Below are 15,772 nucleotides of genomic sequence, written 5' to 3'. Positions count from 1 at the left end.
CAGTATTCGCTAGGATCGGGCCATGAGCAGTGACCCCGGCTTCCGCCCGCACCGAGTCGTCGTCCTCGCCCTGGACGGTCTGCTCCCCTTCGAACTGGGCATCCCGCACCGTATCTTCGGCCGGCCCAAGGACGCGCGGGGACGGCACCTGTACGAGGTCGTGACCTGTTCGGTCCGGCCGCCGGGGCAGGTCGAGACGGACGCCGACTTCGCGGTCCACGTGCCGCACGGCCCGGAGGCGCTGGCCACCGCCGACACGGTGGTCATCCCGGCGTCGTACGAGCTGGGACCGGTCTTCGAGCAGGGTGTCCTCACCCCCGAACTGGCCGCCGCCCTCGCCCACATCCGCCCCGGCACCCGGCTCGCCTCCATCTGCACCGGCGTCTACGTGCTGGCCGCCGCAGGTTACCTGGACGGCCGCCCGGCGACCACGCACTGGGCCGAGGCGGACCATCTCCAACGACTGTTCCCGAAGGTCGAGGTGGACGCGGACGTCCTGTTCATCGACGACGGGGACGTGCTGACCTCCGCCGGGGTGGCGGCCGGCATCGACCTGTGCCTGCACATGGTCCGCCGCGACCACGGCACGGCCGTCGCCAACGAGGTGGCCCGCCGTACGGTCGTCCCCCCGCACCGGGACGGCGGCCAGGCCCAGTACATCCACCGGCCGGTCCCCGACCCGCAGGTCGCCGGCACCACGGCCGCCCGCGCCTGGGCCCTCGCCCGGCTGCACGAGCCCCTCCAGCTGCGGGACATGGCCGAGCAGGAGGCCATGTCGGTACGGACCTTCACGCGCCGCTTCCGTGAGGAGACCGGCATCAGCCCCGGTCAGTGGCTCACCCAGCAGCGCGTCGAACGGGCCCGGCACCTCCTGGAGTCCACCGAGCTCTCCATGGACCAGGTGGCCCGGGACGCCGGCTTCGGCACGGCCCAGTCGATGCGGCAGCACCTGCAGACAGCGCTCGGCGTCACCCCGACCGCCTACCGCCGGACCTTCCGGTCCGGCGCCGGCGAAGCCCGCCGCCCCGGCGGCGTCGGTGTCGGCGTCGGGCACTGACCTTACGGGCCGCCCCGGTCCGCTAGAACGTGAGCACCCCCCGTGCCACCCGTCCCGCCTCCGCGTCGGCGCGGGCCTTCTCGAAGTCCTCCACCGGGTAGGTCGCGGTGACCAGTTCGTCGAGCATCAGGCGCCCCTGGCGGTACAGCTCGGCGTACAGGGCGATGTCCCGCTGGGGGCGGGAGGAGCCGTAACGGCAGCCGAGGATGGACTTGTCGAGGAACATCGAGGCGACGACGAAGGACGCCTCGGCGGTGGCGGCGGGGGTGCCGAGGAGGACGGCCTGGCCGTGCCGGTCCAGGAGGTCGACGGCCTGCCGGACCAGCTCGGTCCGGCCGACGCACTCGAACGCGTGGTCCACGCCGGTCGGCAGCAGGTCCCTGACGCCGTCCGTCGAGGTCAGGAAGTCGGTCGCGCCGAACTGCCGGGCCACCTCCTCCTTGGCCGGGTTGGCGTCCACGGCCACGATCCGCAGCGCTCCCGCGATCCGGGCGCCCTGGATGACGTTGAGCCCGATCCCGCCGGTGCCGATGACCAGCACGGTGTCGCCGCGGTCGACGCGGGCACGGTTCAGTACGGCGCCCACCCCGGTCAGCACGCCGCAGCCGATGAGGGCGGCCGAGGTCAGCGGGATGTCCTTCGGAATCCGTACCGCCTGCACGGCCTTGACGACCGTCCGTTCCGCGAAGGCCGAGTTGGACGCGAACTGGTAGACGGCCCGGCCGCCGCGCGTGAACGGCTTCTGCGGCCGCCCTATGGCCTTGCGGCACATGGTGGGCCGCCCACGGTCACAGTCGGGGCAGGCACCGCAGTTGGCGAGAGTGGACAGCGCGACATGGTCCCCGGGCGCGACATGGCTGACCCCCACACCGATCGCCTCCACCACCCCGGCACCCTCATGTCCGAGCACCACAGGAACAGGGAAAGGTATGGTCCCGTCCACCACGGACAGATCGCTGTGGCACAGCCCGGCCGCCGCGACGGAGACCAGCACCTCCCCCGCCCCCGGCTCGCGAACGTCCAGGTCGTCGACGACCTGCACCTGTTTCCCGTCGAACACCACTGCGCGCATCACGACTCGACCCCCTTCGGTTCCCTCGGCAGACCGAGCACGCGCTCGGCGATGATCGTGCGCTGCACCTGGTCCGAGCCGCCGTAGACGGTGTCGGCCCGGGAGAAGAGGAACAGGTGCTGGGCGGCGTCCAGTTCGTACGGCGCCGCGGCCGACCAGTCGGCCGGGCCGACGCCCGCGCCGGCGCCCCGCACCAGCACGGCGAGTTCCCCGAGCCGCTGGTGCCAGCCGGCCCACAGCAGCTTGGCCGCGCTGGGCGCACCGGGCTCGGCGGCCGAACCGCCCAGCGTGCGCAGGGCGTTCCAGCGCATGACCCGCAGCTCGGCCCACTGCCGCACGAGCCGCGCCCGTACGACGGGGTCGTCGGCGGCGCCGGTCGCCACGGCGTCCCGCACCACCCGTCCCAGTTCCTCGGCGAACCCGATCTGCTGGGCGAGGGTGGACACCCCGCGCTCGAAGCCGAGCAGGCTCATGGCCACGCGCCAGCCGTTGCCCTCGCCGCCGACGACATGCTCCACGCGCGCGTGCGCCCCGTCGAAGAAGACCTCGTTGAAGTCGCTGGTGCCGGTCAGCTGGCGAATGGGGCGGACCTCTATGCGACCCGGCTGGTCCATGGGCACGAGCAGGAAGCTCAGACCGTGGTGGCGCCGCGAGCCGGGCTCGGTCCGCGCGAGCACGAAGCACCAGTCGGCCTCGTGCGCGAGCGAGGTCCAGATCTTCTGCCCGGTGACGCGGTAGCCGTCCGCCTCGCGTACGGCCGCGGTCCGCACGCCGGCGAGGTCGGACCCGGCGCCGGGTTCGCTGTACCCCTGGCACCACAGCTCCTCCCCGGCGGCGACGGCGGGCAGAAAACGTTGCTTCTGCTCGTCGCTGCCGTGGGCGATGAGCGTCGGGGCGAGCAGGTTCTCCCCGATGTGCCCGGAGCGCGGGGGCGCGGCCGACCGGGCGTACTCCTCGGCCCACACGACCTGCTGGGTGAGCGTGGCGGTCCGGTTCCCGTACCCGCCCTCGGCCCACCCGAGCCCGATCCATCCGGCGGCCCCGAGCGTGCGCTCCCAGCCGCGCCGGTCCGCGTCGGCTGTGACGTGCGTGTCGAGCCAGGCACGGACTTCGCGGCGAAACGCGTCGTCCTCCGGCGCGAAGCCGAACTCCACGGTGACCTCCAGAAAAGCGTCGGGGCTACGGCCGTACGAGAACCGCCGGACACCGCCGTCTTGGCCGGTCGCCGTCGCGGCGGGGAGAAGTCAGGGGCCGGCAGGGTGCATGGAGCGCGGAGACGGGTGAGCTGCTCGGCGACCCGGCGGGCGGATACCGTGAACTCCGGTGCGGACAGCCGACCCGGGGGCGCCGGGCCCCCGGCCGAAGGCTGGGGGAACTGCGCGAGCAACCACGACGGCGCCGCACTCGCACAACCCACCGCATCCCACCCCCTTCAGGCGTTCGGCCGCTCCCCGGCCCGCGCGGCGGACTCCATCGCCGTCAGGCGTGCCAGCATCGGCATCGGGTCCACCCCCACGCTCCCCGGCAGGAACTCGGCGATCCGCTCCGGCGTCCAGGGCCCTTCCGAGGCGTACGCGGCGCGCAACTCCCTCGGCTGGGCCCAGACCGCGATCTTCGGCCCGGCCACCGTGTACACCTGCCCGGTGATGCCCGCGTCCCGTGCCGCGTCCGACAGCAGGTAGACCACGAACGCCGCGACGTCCTCCGGTTCGCCGATCTCCGTCAGTTCCGTCGGGACCCCCGCCGACATCCGCGTCCGGGCCACCGGCGCCACCGCGTTCGCGGTCACCCCGTACTTGTGCAGGCCCAGTGCGGCACTGCGCACCAGCGAGATGATCCCGCCCTTGGCCGCGCTGTAGTTGGCCTGCGAGACGGAGCCCTGGTGGTTGCCGCTGGTGAAGCCGATCAGCGTGCCGGCGCGCTGGGCGCGCATCACCGCCGACGCCGCCCGGAACACCGTGAACGTGCCCTTGAGGTGGGTGGCGACCACCGGGTCCCACTCCTCCTCGGCCATGTTGAACAGCATCCGCTCGCGCAGGATCCCGGCCACGCACACGACCCCGTCGAGGCGGCCGTACGACGACAGCGCCGTGTCCACGACCCGCCGGCCGCCCGCCATCGTGGAGATGTCGTCGGCGACCGCGACCGCGTCCCCGCCGGCCGCCTCGATCTCCTTGACGACGGCCTCGGCGATCTCACTGGTGGGCGATCCGCCGTCGACCGAGACGCCGTAGTCGTTGACGACGACCTTCGCCCCCTGGGCCGCCGCCGCCAGCGCGACCGCCCGTCCGATCCCGCGCCCCGCACCCGTCACGGCGACGACCTTGCCTGCCAAGAAGTTCCCCACGACCGGCCCCTTCCCGCGGTTTCTGACGGACCGTTAGATTTTATGGCGCGACGGATGCGCGGACACAAGCCCCGGGGAGGACCCAGATGTCACTGCCTACAGCCCATTCGGCGTTTGGCGACATCGCCAAGCGCGTCAACAACTGGGGCCGCTGGGGTGCCGACGACGAGATCGGCACGCTGAACCTGATCACCGACGAGGTGGTGCGGGAGGCGGCGGCGACCGTCCGGACCGGCCGCCGCGTCCCGCTCGCCCTCCCGCTCCGGCAGGACGGCGTACAGACCGGCATGATCCCGGGGCGGGTCAACCCCCTGCACGTCATGGTCCAGATCAACCAGGAGCTCTTCGGCCCGGGGACGGTCGCCTGCAGCGACGACGCGGTGACCATGGGCCTGCAGGCGGGCACCCACTGGGACGCGCTCACCCATGTCTCGCACTCGGGGAAGGTGTACAACGGCCGCCCGGCGCAGTCCGTGACCGCGCACGGCGGTGCCGAGTTCGGCGGCATCGACAAGGCGCCGTACATCGTCTCGCGCGGGGTGCTGCTGGACGTGGCACGCGCGCGTGGCGTGGACCGGCTGGCGGGCGGCCACGCGGTCACGCCCGAGGATCTCGAAGCGGCCGAGGAACTGGCCGGGACCACGGTCCGCGCCGGTGACATCGTGCTGGTGCGGACCGGGCAGGTGCAGGTGTACCTCGCCGGGGACAAGCACGGGTACGGCTATCCGTCGCCGGGGCTGTCGGTGCGCACCCCGGAGTGGTTCCACGCGCGCGACGTGGCCGCCGTCGCCAACGACACCCTGACGTTCGAGATCTTCCCGCCCGAGATCGAGGACCTGTGGCTGCCCGTGCACGCCCTGGACCTGGTGGAGATGGGGATGCTGCAGGGCCAGAACTGGAATCTCGAAAAGTTGTCCACAGCCTGTGGAGAAACCGGACGGTACGCGTTCCTGCTGTCCGCGATGCCGGAGCCGTTCGTCGGGGCGACGGGCACGCCGGTCGCCCCGGTGGCCGTGTTCTGAAGGTCCGTGCGCGTCGCCGCCCGAGGCCGGTGTCACGCCGAGACCGGCGTGACACCGCCCTTCCCCCATTCCCCCCGGAATCCGGACGGCTGCGCGCACCGGCCCGCCCCGAGCCCGGTCCCGCACGCCGCCGTCCGACTCGACCCACGCTCGACGAGGGCGTCCGCCAACAGGCCCCTCGCCGTCCCCTCGCGGCGAATCGCAGACCTCAAGCGTGAGCATGCGATCACAAGGCGTCAACACCCGTTCGAGGTTTTAGGAGTTATGCCCCGGTTCATCATGGGCGCGCACGGATGCATTCCCCGGCGCATCACCGCACACCGGGATCACACCGCCTCGAACGCCAGCCCCTCGAACGAGGCCAGCCCGCCTCCGTACGCCACCGCCGCGCCCCGACCGGGCTCCGAACACCGGTCGAGTTCGCACCAGATGCGCTTGCCGGCGCCTTCGGGGCTCCAGCCCCAACGGTCGGCCAGCCCGTCGACGAGGGCAAGACCCCGGCCGCCGGTCGCGTCACTGTCGACGCACCGCGGTACGGGCGCACGATCGCTGGTGTCGGCGACCTCCAGCCGCACGGTGACCGACTCCTCGGCGCCCTCACGGTCCGCGCCCGGCAGCGAGAGCCGCAGCACGGCCGGACAGCCCGTGTGCACCACGGCATTGGTGACCAGCTCGGAGACGAGCAGGATCAGCGTCTCGGCCAGCGGCTCGTCCGCCGCTATACCGGACCCGGCGAGGCGCGAGCGCGCCCACCTCCTGGCCCGTCCCACCTCCGCGGGGTCGGGCCGGATCTCCAGCTGCACTTGAAGCACCTGCACCGCTCACACCATCCGAACCGGCGGACACATGAACCCGCGCCGAGCGAGCGCCACGACAAGGACCGCGACGACAAGGACGACGAGGGCCACGATCGTAGCCATTTTCTGCATGGCCAGAACAACGGCCAGAGCAAGGGTCACGGAACGTGATTCCCTTACGAGACAGCATGGTTGACGTACAGTCACCCCAACAAGCGCTTCGGGCATATTCCAACGCGAAGGAGTACGCGTACGGCATACTGTGCGACGCTCGCTGCGGGGAGTCGAACAGGCGGGGGCGCAAGCCCTTACCGCCCTGCGAGCGCCGGTACGCACCATGAGCCGCGGGGCCGCTTCGACGGCACCGCCGGCATGGCTCGTCCTCGGAACCACTCGCATCCCACAGAAGGTACCCGAGGGGAGACCCGACTCCAGGCCGTGACGAGTCACGCGTTGGACACAACCCGATATCAACGCTCCGTGACACCGAAATGCCACGATCCGCGACACTCCGCCGTCCGGGCCCCTGATTCCGCAGCCCAGAGCCGTTTCGAACGCTCACCCGAGCAGGTCGGCCGCGAGCATCTCCTCACTCTCCGTGTCTCCTCCGCGACGCTGCGCCCGCACCCAGGCGCGCTTCACGTGCAGATGCACCTCCGCCTCCCAGGTGAAGCCCATCCCGCCGTGCACCTGGAGACAGTCCCGGGCGCCGCGTACGGCGGCCTCGTCGGCGAGCAGCCGGGCCGCCGCGATGTCCACCGGGTCGGCGGTCACGGCGGCCGCGTAGACGGCCGCACGCGCGGTCTCGGCGCGCACCAGCATCTCGGCGCACAGATGCTTGACCGCCTGGAAGGCCCCGATCGGCCGCCCGAACTGTTCGCGGGTCCGGGCGTGTTGCACGGCGAGCTCGCACGCGCGCGTGGCGGTGCCGAGCTGCTCGGCGGCGGTGAGGAGCACGGCGACCGGGTCGGGTGCCGCGGCCGCCGTCCCCAGCACCCGGTGCAGGGGTGTCAACGGGTCCACGGAACGCAGTGCCACGGCCCCGGACGCGTCCCCCCGTACGGCGTCGGCCTCGGCCAGCCACTCCACCAGGCCGCCGTCCACGCGGGCCACCACGGCCTCCCCGGTGGCCGCGCCGGGCACGTCGGCCGCCGCCAGGTGGGTGGCCACCAGCGGGCCGGTCAGCAGGGCCCGGCCCGCCTCCTCGAAGACCAACACCGCCTCGGGCAGCCCGAGTCCGACCCCGCCGTCCGCCTCCGGCAGCCGCAGCGCGAAGAACCCGGCCGCCCCCAGCTCCCGCCACAGCCCCCGGTCCAGGGCGGGCGCGCCGACCGCCGCCCGCAGCGCCTCGCCGTCGAACCGGCGTGCGAGCAGCTCCCGCATTCCGTCCCGCAACGCCCGCTGGTCGTCGCTCAGTTGGAAGCGCACGCCCGTTCACCGCCCCTTCGGCAGCCCGAGGATCCGCTCGGCCACGATGTTCCGCTGGATCTGCGAGGTCCCGGCCGCGATGGTGTACGAGAGGGAGGAGAGCCGGTCGAGGACCCACGGCCGGTCCAGGTCGAGGGCGTCCGGGCCGAGCACGGCGGCGGCCGCGTCGTACAGCTCCTGCCGGGCGTGCGAGTAGCGCAGTTTGAAGACCGAGCCGCCGACGCCGGGTACGCCGCTGCCCTCCGCCTCGCTGACGTTCCACTGGGTCAGCCGCCACAGCGCCCGGAACTCGGCGTTCAGCCGGCCGAGGCGGCGGCGCAGCTCCGGGTCGTCCCAGGTGCCGTTCGCACGCGCCACGCGCGCGAGGTCGCCGAGCACCCGGCGGCAGGCGACGACCTCGCCGACGAAGGCGGTGCCGCGCTCGAAGGAGAGGGTCACCATGGTGACGCGCCAGCCGTCGTTCTCGGCGCCCACCCGGTTGGCCACGGGCACCCGCACCTCGTCGAGGAACACCTCGGCGAACTCGGCGGACCCGGCGAGCGTGCGCAGCGGCCGTACGGTGATGCCCGGCGCGGTCATCGGCATGGCCAGCCAGCTGATGCCCTGGTGCCGGGGCGCCTGCGGGTCCGTGCGCACCAGCAGCTCGCACCAGTCGGCGACCTCCGCGTGCGAGGTCCAGATCTTGGATCCGCTCACCACGTAGTCGTCCCCGTCGCGCCACGCGCGCGTGCGCAGCGCCGCCAGGTCGGATCCCGCGCCCGGTTCGCTGAAGCCCTGGCACCACACCTCGTCCCCGCGCAGGATCGGCGCCAGCCAGCGCGCCCGCTGCTCCCCGGTGCCCTCGGCGGCGATGGTGGGGCCCGCGTGCAGCAGACCCACGAAGTTGGCGCCCACATAGGGCGCGCCGGCCCTCTCGGTCTCCTCCAGGAAGATCAGCCGCACGGTGGGCGACGCGTCCCAGTGGACGTCGGCGTACCCGGCGTCGTACAGCGTCCGCTGCCAGCCGAGGTCCCAGGCGCGGCGGCCCGGCCAGTCCTCGGGCCGCGGCTTGGGCGGCAGGCCGGGGAGCACCTTGGCGAGCCACTCCCGCAGCCGCGCCCGGAAGTTCTCCTCCTCGGGTGTGCAGGACAGATCCACCGGCGGACACCCCCACGGAGCTGATGGCTCGTCAGATCTCGCAGGCTAGCCCCGCACCCCTGGACCGGCAAGGTGCCAGGACCTACGATCTGACGACTCGTCAGTTAACGGCGGCAGGGGGCTCGGCCATGGACGAAACGAACGCCACCGCACACGAGGCGAACGCGGCCCCGCACACGGCGAAAGCCCTCGCGAACGAAGCGAACGCCGTCGCGCGCGAGCTGGGCGCCGCCCGGACGCTCTGGGACCTGGTCGCCCGCCGCGCCGAACTCACCCCCGGCCGGTTGGTGTTCCTCCAGGGCGACCGCACCCTGTCCTTCGGCGACCTGCGCGCGCGTGCCGAACGCACGGCGGCCGGCCTGTACGCCATGGGCGTGCGCCCCGGCACGGTCGTCGCCTGGCAGCTGCCCACCCGCATCGAGACGGCGGTCCTGTCCTTCGCGCTGGCCCGCCTGGGCGCCGTGCAGAGCCCCGTCATCCCCTTCTACCGGGACCGCGAGGTCGGCTTCGCACTGCGCGAGTCCCGGGCCGAGTTCTTCGCCGTACCGGGCGTGTGGCGCGGCTTCGACCACACGGAGATGGCCCGGCGGCTGGGCGCGAAGGGGATCTTCGAGGCGTACGACGAGCTGCCCGCCGGCGATCCGGCCGTGCTGCCCGCCCCGCCCGCCGAGGGCACCTCCGTCCGGTGGATCTACTGGACCTCGGGAACCACCTCGGACCCCAAGGGCGTTCTCCACACGGACCGTTCACTGATCGCGGGCGGGTCCTGCCTGGCGCACGCGTTGCGGCTCACGGCGGCCGACGTGGGCTCGATGGCCTTCCCGTACGCGCACATCGCGGGCCCCGACTACACGGTGATGCTGCTGCTGTACGGCTTCCCGGCGGTCATGTTCGAGCAGTTCGCGCTGCCGGACGCCCTCCCGGAGTACCGCAGGCACGGGGTGACGGTGGCGGGCGGCTCGACGGCGTTCTACTCGATGTTCCTGGCGGAGCAGCGCAAGCAGCCGGGGGTCCCGGTGATTCCCTCGCTGCGGCTGCTGGCCGGCGGCGGGGCGCCCAAGCCCCCGGAGGTGTACCACGCGGTGGTGCGCGAGATGGGGGTGCAGCTGACGCACGGGTACGGCATGACCGAGGTGCCGATGATCACGATGGGGGCGCCGGACGACACGGCGGAGAACCTGGCGACGACCGAGGGCAGGCCCCCTGAGGGGATGGAGATACGGGTCGCCGAGGGGGGTGAGGTGCGGCTGCGCGGGGAGGCGGTGTGCCAGGGGTACCTGGATCCGGCGCAGACCGCCGAGGCCTTCGACGGGGACGGGTTCCTGCGGACCGGCGACCTCGGGCGGTTGACCGAAAGCGGTCATCTCGTCCTCACCGGGCGCCTCAAGGACGTGATCATCCGCAAGGGCGAGAACATCTCGGCGAAGGAGATCGAGGACCTGCTCGCCGCGCATCCGGCGGTCGGTGACGCGGCGGTGGTGGGGCTGCCGGACGCGGAGCGCGGGGAGCTGGTGTGCGCGGTGGTCGAACAACCGCCGGGGAGCGCCGCGTTGACGCTCCCGGAGGTGGTGGCCCACCTGCGCGCGGAAGGGCTGTCGGTGCACAAGCTGCCGGAGCGGCTGGAGGTGGTGGACGCCCTTCCGCGCAACGAGACCCTGCGCAAGGTGCTCAAGTACAGGCTGCGCGAGCGCTTCTCGGCGCCTGCCCCGGACCCCGGGGCCGCCGCGCCCGGGAGCGCGAAGGCTCCCGCACCGGGAGGCGGGGAGATTCCCGCACCGGTTCCCGCACCACGGAAGCCGGGGTCCTCCGCGCCGGGGAGTACTACTCCGGGATCGTGAAGTAGCGGGCGAACGCGGGGACGATCTCCGTCTCCGCGACCTTCCCGTCGCCGTCGATGTCGAGGCCGGACGCCACCCCACGGGCGATCTCCGGGGGAACCCCGAGGACGCGGAGCACGCGCACGGTGTCGGCGACGGTCGCCGTGCCGTCGTTCGCGGTGTCCGCGAGGGCGAGGGCAGCGTGCAGGAAGGGCCGGGCGATCTCGCCGAACCGGTCGGGGTTGTCGTGCAGCCGCTTGACCGCGCCGCTCACGAACTCCTCGCGGGTGATGCGCTGGTCGCCGTCCCGGTCCGCCATGCCGGCCATGCCCTGCCAGAAGCCCTCCGCGCCGGCGTACAGGGCCTGGCCCTTGTCGGAGCGGGCGGGGACGCCGAACTCGGCGAGCAGCGCCTTGGCCGCCGAGTTGAAGTCCTCGCGGTCGATCCAGCCGTTGCCGTCCTGGTCGAAGGTTGCGAACCGGGCGGCGATCCGTCGCTCGTACTCGGTGCTGACCATGTGTGTTCGGGCCGCCTTACGTGACGTGGGGGGGTTCCTCTCGCAGGGAGCGTACGACGCGGGCGGCGCCCCGGGAGCGGGAAAACGACCCTTGTGCCAAGACCGGGGGAATTCTGCGACAACAACGTGGCACTGCCGTGATCGTCGGCTATGGAGGGCGCAGGAGGGCGCGTCGCGGCCGCCGGCCCACCGGCTCCGGAGGGCGGCCCGCTATGCCGAGAGCGGGCCCTCCTCGTCGCTGACCGCGCTGTCCATGTCGGGGTACACGTCGAACAGCCGTCGTACGCCGAGCGCCCCGAGGACCCGGTTGACGTGAGAACCGTCACTCGCGCCCTGGGCGGGCAGTATCAGCCGCAGCCGGCCCCGGCAGGAGCGGATCAGGCGGCGGGCGGCGATGAGGACGCCGACCCCGCTGGAGTCGCAGAAGAAGACGCCGGAGAGGTCGAGGACCAGGCTGTGATGGCCGTCGGCCACCGCGTCGTGCACCCGCTGGCGCAGCACCGGCGAGGTCACCAGGTCCAGTTCGCCCGACACCCCGAGCACGGCCCAGTCACCCTGTTCGACGTCGGTCACCTTGAAAGCCACGGCTCAGCCCTTCGCTCGCCGGATCTCCGGAACCGCCCGGAAACGGAGCCAGTTCCTTCGCTTCTTTTCGCGCGGCTGCCCAGCGGCCGTTCCCCGAAACCCTGGATGACAAACGAGCGACGATCAGCAAGGGTCTTGTTTCGGTCACTGTCGATCCTGTTCGATCAGAAGCAGAGGGTTTGCCCGGACCTGACGGTGACACCGCACAAGCGCCCGGAGGGGCGCACTGACCAGCGCACGGAGAAGCGCACGGAGGAACACCGAAGGCCCCTACCACTAGCGGGCCCTCGGGGGGCGCGCATTGTCACAAAGGGGCGTGCGTCGTCCGACGTGCCGACTACATTCGAGGAGACGGTGGAGACACGCTGGACGCAGGCACGGGGAGGGGGCCGCATGGCGAAGAAGGACGTACCGCCCCGCTGGGACCGCAAGATGCAGCAGCGGCTCGCGCGCGGCGAGGCCGCCGCCCTCGGCGAGCTCTACGACCGCTTCGCCTCGCTCGTGCACGGCCTGGCCCACCGCGTCCTCGGGGACGAGCGGGCCGCCGACTCCATAACCCGCGAGGTCTTCGCCCATGTCTGGGAACATCCGGACGCCTACGACCCCAGGCAGGGCCCGCTGCGCTCCTGGGTCGCCGCCCTGACCCACCGGCTCGCCGTGCAGCGCCTCAGGGCCACCGAGACCGCCGCGCTCACCCCGGGCGACACCGGCGCGGAGGCCACGGAGGAGCTGGAGCGCAAGGTGCGGCGCGCCTCCGTCGCCGCCCGCGCCGACTACATCGTGCACTCCATGCCGACCCCGCTGCGCGCCGCCCTGGACCTCGCCTACTTCCAGCGACGTGACTACCGCCAGACCGCCGTGGACCTCGACGTCACCGAGGACGAGGCCCGCCGCCGGCTGCGCCTCGGGCTGCTGCTGCTCTCCACCGCACATGACGCCGGGAGACCGCCCGGGTACGGAGGTGCGGAGTGACCGGCGCCGATCCCTTCGACGCGCACGACGGCACGGGGTCCGGCGGCGGGGCCGGTGACGTGCCGCGGGACGGCGGCGGCGAGCCGGGCGGGCCGCCGCGCATCCCGCTGCCCCGGGCCTCCGTCGAGGACGGCGGGCGTCCGCTGCCCGGACTCGACGACCTGCCGCCGGCACCACTGGAGTTGCCGCACGACGTCCTGAAGTCGCTGCTGGGTGCCTGGGCGCTGGCCGCCTGCTCGCCGGCGGAGGCCCTCTCCGTCGAGATCCACCTCGGCGACTGCGGGGCCTGCGCGGACGAGGCACGGCGGCTGCGCGAGGCGGTCGGCCTGCTGCACCAGCCGGAGAGCCTCGACCTCGACCCCGGTCTGCGCACCCGCGTCCTGGAGGCCTGCCTGGACCGCCGGCCGCCGCGCATCCCGATCCCCGAGTGGGCGGCACCCTACGACGCCGAGACCGCCCGCCTGGACGCCCTGCTCCAGGACATCGGCGACGCGGAGTGGCACGCGCCGGTACGGCTGCGCTGGTTCGACGGCGCGGCGCCGACGAGCCGCCGTACGACGGTCGCCGGGGTCATCGCGCACCTGCTGTCCGTCGACGGCCTGGTGGCGGCCGCACTCGGCCTGGACGACCCGCTGGGCGCGGCGCCCGGACAGGGCCCCTCGGCCCGCACCGAGGCCTTCTGGCAGGCCTCGCACTTCCCGCCGACCCGTGCGGTGCGGGTTCCCTGGCGGGAGCAGAGCCACCGGCTCGTGCAGACCGTCTCCTTCACCGGCAGCGGCGCCGGGCGCCTCGGGGTGTCGTACGGCGACTTCGCGCTGCCGTTGCACGACGCGATGCTGGACCGTGCCTTCGAGTGCTGGGTGCACGCGGAGGACATCGCGGTGGCCGTGGACTACCCCTACGAGCCGCCGGCCCCGAGGTACCTGCACCGGATGATCGACCTCGCGGCGCGGATGCTGCCCGCTGCGCTGGCGGCGCGCCGGCAGGCGGGGCTGGCGGCGCCCGGGCCGACCCCGCACCTGGTCCCTGCGGGACAGCCCGGCCGCAGCCTGCGGCTGGAGATCGAGGGCAACGGGGGCGGCGAGTGGCTGATCCCGCTGGACTCGCCGGGGGCGGTGGGCTCGGAGGAGTTCGAGGTGGCGCACGTGGCACTGGACGACGTGGAGTTCTGCCGGCTGGCCGCGGGCCACGTTCCTCCGGAGGATGCGGCGGCGGGGCAACTGGGAGACCGGGCGGCGATCAGAGATGTCCTGTTCGCGGCGGCGAGCCTGAGCCGGATGTAGGGGGAGCCGCGGTCGTCCGGCGGCCGCGAGTGGTTCGTGGCTGATCGCGCAGTTCCCCGCGCCCCCAAAAGCCAAAAGCGGGGCGCAGCCCCGTCTTTTCCAGGGGCGCGGGGAACTGCGCGAACGGCCCCCACGCCCCCGCGGCCGCCGAACGACCGCACCACCCCGCCCCTCGGGCGAGAGGAACGGTCAGGCGAAGACGACCGTTCGCCGGCCGTTGAGCAGGATGCGTCGCTCCGCGTGCCACTTCACCGCCCGCGCCAGCGCCTGGCACTCCACGTCCCGCCCGATCGCGACCAGCTGGTCCGGGGTGACGCCGTGGCCCACCCGCTCGACCTCCTGCTCGATGATCGGCCCCTCGTCGAGGTCCGCCGTGACGTAGTGCGCCGTCGCCCCGATCAGCTTGACGCCCCGCGCATGCGCCTGGTGGTAGGGCTTCGCGCCCTTGAAGCTCGGCAGGAACGAGTGGTGGATGTTGATGATCCGGCCGCTGAGCTGCTTGCACAGCTCGTCCGAGAGGACCTGCATGTACCGGGCCAGGACCACCAGCTCGACGTTCTCCTCGCGGACCAGCTCCAGGAGCTGGGCCTCCGCGTCCGCCTTGGTCTCCTTCGTCACCGGGATGTGGACGAAGGGGACGTGGTACGACTCCACCAGTTCCGCGAATTCGGTGTGGTTGGAGACCACCGCGGCGATCTCCACCGGCAGTGCGCCGATCCGCGCGCGGAAGAGCAGGTCGTTCAGGCAGTGCCCGAACTTGCTGACCATGAGGACGACGCGCATCCGCTCGTCGGCCCGGTTGATCTGCCAGTCCATGTGGAAGGAGTCACCGACCGCCGCGAAACTGGCCCGCAGCTTGTCGACCGTCACCGGCGCCTCGGCCGAGAAGTGCACGCGCATGAAGAACAGACCCGTGTCGTGGTCCCCGAACTGCTGGCTGTCCTCGATGTTGCAGCCGGTCATGAACAGGTAGCTCGACACGGCGTGCACGATGCCCTGCTTGTCCGGGCAGGAGAGGGTGAGGACGTACTGGTCGGCCAGGGCGGCCTGGGCTCGGGTGGACTGATCGGTCATGCACCACAGAATCTCATGCCCGGCCGCCCCGGGCGGTCAGCGTCCGCTTCGCGGACTCACGCCGCCCGCGTCATGATCCGCAGCACCTCGAGGCTGCGCGGCGGGATGTCCGGATCGTCGCCGTCGCTCGCCGCCAGGCGCGTGTGCGCGTCCCAGGCCGCCCGGACCGCGTCCGGCCACCCCTGGTGCTCCAGGTACACGGAGACGTGCGCGTCCGGCCCCACCTGGTGCATGATCCGCAGCACCCGCAGGACGGCGGTGTCGACGAGCGCCGCCTCCTGCGAGTCGCGGAATATCGTCCCGACGTATTTCTCCGCGGACCAGTTGTCCAGCCAGGTGTCCTCGACCAGCCGGTAGACCGCGTCGGTCACGTCGCCGTATCCCTCCTGACCGGCCAGCCAGACGTTCCGCTGGAACTCCGGGTCGGAGAGCATGTGCAGCGCGGAGCGCACATTGCTGCGCCAGCGCCACCACGGCATGTCATTGAGTGGCATGCCGCCCATGGTGGAGGAGCGACGGCCGCGACGGGAAGAGTTCTCCGAACCTTGCACGGTCATCGATCGTACGTTCCTCGTCACACGCCCGTCACCGGCCCCCGTAATTCACCTGCGCGTCACCTCTCATTGACCATGGGTCACTCGGAGGTTAGTGATGTGACGGAATC

At 72.5% G+C, this 15,772-nt stretch carries 15 protein-coding genes; 5 read left to right on the top strand and 10 right to left on the bottom strand.

The genetic code is table 11. The annotated features are described in order from the left end of the window. The first annotated feature begins 22 nt into the window (after positions 1 to 22). Positions 23 to 1,057 (top strand): GlxA family transcriptional regulator, encoded by a 1,035-nt coding sequence (locus ACWDGI_RS24940; RefSeq protein ID WP_450762449.1) that lies wholly within the window; start codon positions 23 to 25, stop codon positions 1,055 to 1,057. A gap of 22 nt (positions 1,058 to 1,079) precedes the next feature. Here the strand turns inward: ACWDGI_RS24940 and ACWDGI_RS24935 are convergent, their stop codons facing one another. The 3 genes from ACWDGI_RS24935 to ACWDGI_RS24925 form a co-directional block, all read right to left on the bottom strand. Continuing rightward, complete coding sequence (locus tag ACWDGI_RS24935; protein ID WP_450762447.1) at positions 1,080 to 2,129, bottom strand: Zn-dependent alcohol dehydrogenase; 1,050 nt, start codon at positions 2,127 to 2,129, stop codon at positions 1,080 to 1,082. Continuing rightward, positions 2,129 to 3,283 carry an acyl-CoA dehydrogenase family protein gene (locus ACWDGI_RS24930; protein ID WP_450762446.1) on the bottom strand — a complete coding sequence of 385 codons (1,155 nt, stop codon included), beginning with the start codon at positions 3,281 to 3,283 and terminating at the stop codon, positions 2,129 to 2,131. Before ACWDGI_RS24930 ends, ACWDGI_RS24935 begins: the two co-directional genes overlap by 1 nt. A gap of 278 nt (positions 3,284 to 3,561) precedes the next feature. After that, positions 3,562 to 4,476, bottom strand: a complete 915-nt coding sequence (locus ACWDGI_RS24925) for an SDR family NAD(P)-dependent oxidoreductase (RefSeq protein WP_450762444.1) — start codon at positions 4,474 to 4,476, stop codon at positions 3,562 to 3,564. A gap of 86 nt (positions 4,477 to 4,562) precedes the next feature. Here ACWDGI_RS24925 and ACWDGI_RS24920 point away from each other — a divergent pair, with 86 nt between their 5' ends. After that, entirely contained in the window at positions 4,563 to 5,498 is a 936-nt protein-coding gene (locus ACWDGI_RS24920; RefSeq protein WP_450762442.1) for a cyclase family protein, read from the top strand. Between the two features lie 326 nt (positions 5,499 to 5,824). Here the strand turns inward: ACWDGI_RS24920 and ACWDGI_RS24915 are convergent, their stop codons facing one another. From ACWDGI_RS24915 to ACWDGI_RS24905, 3 genes are all read right to left on the bottom strand, one after another. Beyond that, complete coding sequence (locus tag ACWDGI_RS24915; RefSeq protein WP_450762619.1) at positions 5,825 to 6,301, bottom strand: ATP-binding protein; 477 nt, start codon at positions 6,299 to 6,301, stop codon at positions 5,825 to 5,827. Between the two features lie 552 nt (positions 6,302 to 6,853). Beyond that, positions 6,854 to 7,723, bottom strand: coding sequence for an acyl-CoA dehydrogenase family protein (locus ACWDGI_RS24910; protein WP_450762440.1), 870 nt, complete (start codon positions 7,721 to 7,723; stop codon positions 6,854 to 6,856). Positions 7,724 to 7,729: 6 nt separating this feature from the next. After that, positions 7,730 to 8,860, bottom strand: coding sequence for an acyl-CoA dehydrogenase family protein (locus tag ACWDGI_RS24905; protein ID WP_450762438.1), 1,131 nt, complete (start codon positions 8,858 to 8,860; stop codon positions 7,730 to 7,732). 128 nt (positions 8,861 to 8,988) lie between these two features. Here ACWDGI_RS24905 and ACWDGI_RS24900 point away from each other — a divergent pair, with 128 nt between their 5' ends. Beyond that, positions 8,989 to 10,698: a class I adenylate-forming enzyme family protein gene (locus tag ACWDGI_RS24900; protein WP_450762436.1), complete on the top strand. Its 1,710-nt coding sequence runs from the start codon at positions 8,989 to 8,991 to the stop codon at positions 10,696 to 10,698. Here ACWDGI_RS24900 and ACWDGI_RS24895 read toward each other — a convergent pair. After that, positions 10,682 to 11,194, bottom strand: coding sequence for an EF-hand domain-containing protein (locus tag ACWDGI_RS24895; protein WP_450762434.1), 513 nt, complete (start codon positions 11,192 to 11,194; stop codon positions 10,682 to 10,684). The genes ACWDGI_RS24900 and ACWDGI_RS24895 overlap by 17 nt on opposite strands. Positions 11,195 to 11,404: 210 nt before the next feature. Beyond that, on the bottom strand, positions 11,405 to 11,779 hold the full coding sequence (locus ACWDGI_RS24890) for an STAS domain-containing protein (protein ID WP_450762432.1): 375 nt from the start codon (positions 11,777 to 11,779) through the stop codon (positions 11,405 to 11,407). Positions 11,780 to 12,172: 393 nt separating this feature from the next. On the opposite strand from ACWDGI_RS24890, the gene ACWDGI_RS24885 reads away from it, so the two are divergent. Together ACWDGI_RS24885 and ACWDGI_RS24880 are read left to right on the top strand one after the other, a co-directional pair. Continuing rightward, positions 12,173 to 12,751: a sigma-70 family RNA polymerase sigma factor gene (locus ACWDGI_RS24885; protein WP_450762430.1), complete on the top strand. Its 579-nt coding sequence runs from the start codon at positions 12,173 to 12,175 to the stop codon at positions 12,749 to 12,751. Continuing rightward, positions 12,748 to 14,034 (top strand): maleylpyruvate isomerase N-terminal domain-containing protein, encoded by a 1,287-nt coding sequence (locus ACWDGI_RS24880; protein ID WP_450762428.1) that lies wholly within the window; start codon positions 12,748 to 12,750, stop codon positions 14,032 to 14,034. The genes ACWDGI_RS24885 and ACWDGI_RS24880 overlap by 4 nt, the downstream gene beginning before the upstream one ends. Positions 14,035 to 14,223: 189 nt before the next feature. On the opposite strand, the gene purU is transcribed toward ACWDGI_RS24880, so the two are convergent. Together purU and ACWDGI_RS24870 are read right to left on the bottom strand one after the other, a co-directional pair. Then, positions 14,224 to 15,108, bottom strand: a complete 885-nt coding sequence (purU, locus tag ACWDGI_RS24875; protein ID WP_450762426.1) for a formyltetrahydrofolate deformylase — start codon at positions 15,106 to 15,108, stop codon at positions 14,224 to 14,226. A gap of 56 nt (positions 15,109 to 15,164) precedes the next feature. Then, the gene (locus ACWDGI_RS24870; protein WP_450762424.1) at positions 15,165 to 15,665 is read right to left on the bottom strand and encodes an SCO4402 family protein; all 501 of its coding nucleotides are present in this window, start codon (positions 15,663 to 15,665) and stop codon (positions 15,165 to 15,167) included. Between the last annotated feature and the right edge of the window lie 107 nt (positions 15,666 to 15,772).

This window comes from Streptomyces sp. NPDC001220, assembly GCF_053597895.1.
Note: the sequence above shows the minus strand (reverse complement) of the source record. Positions and strands in the feature narration are given on the sequence as shown.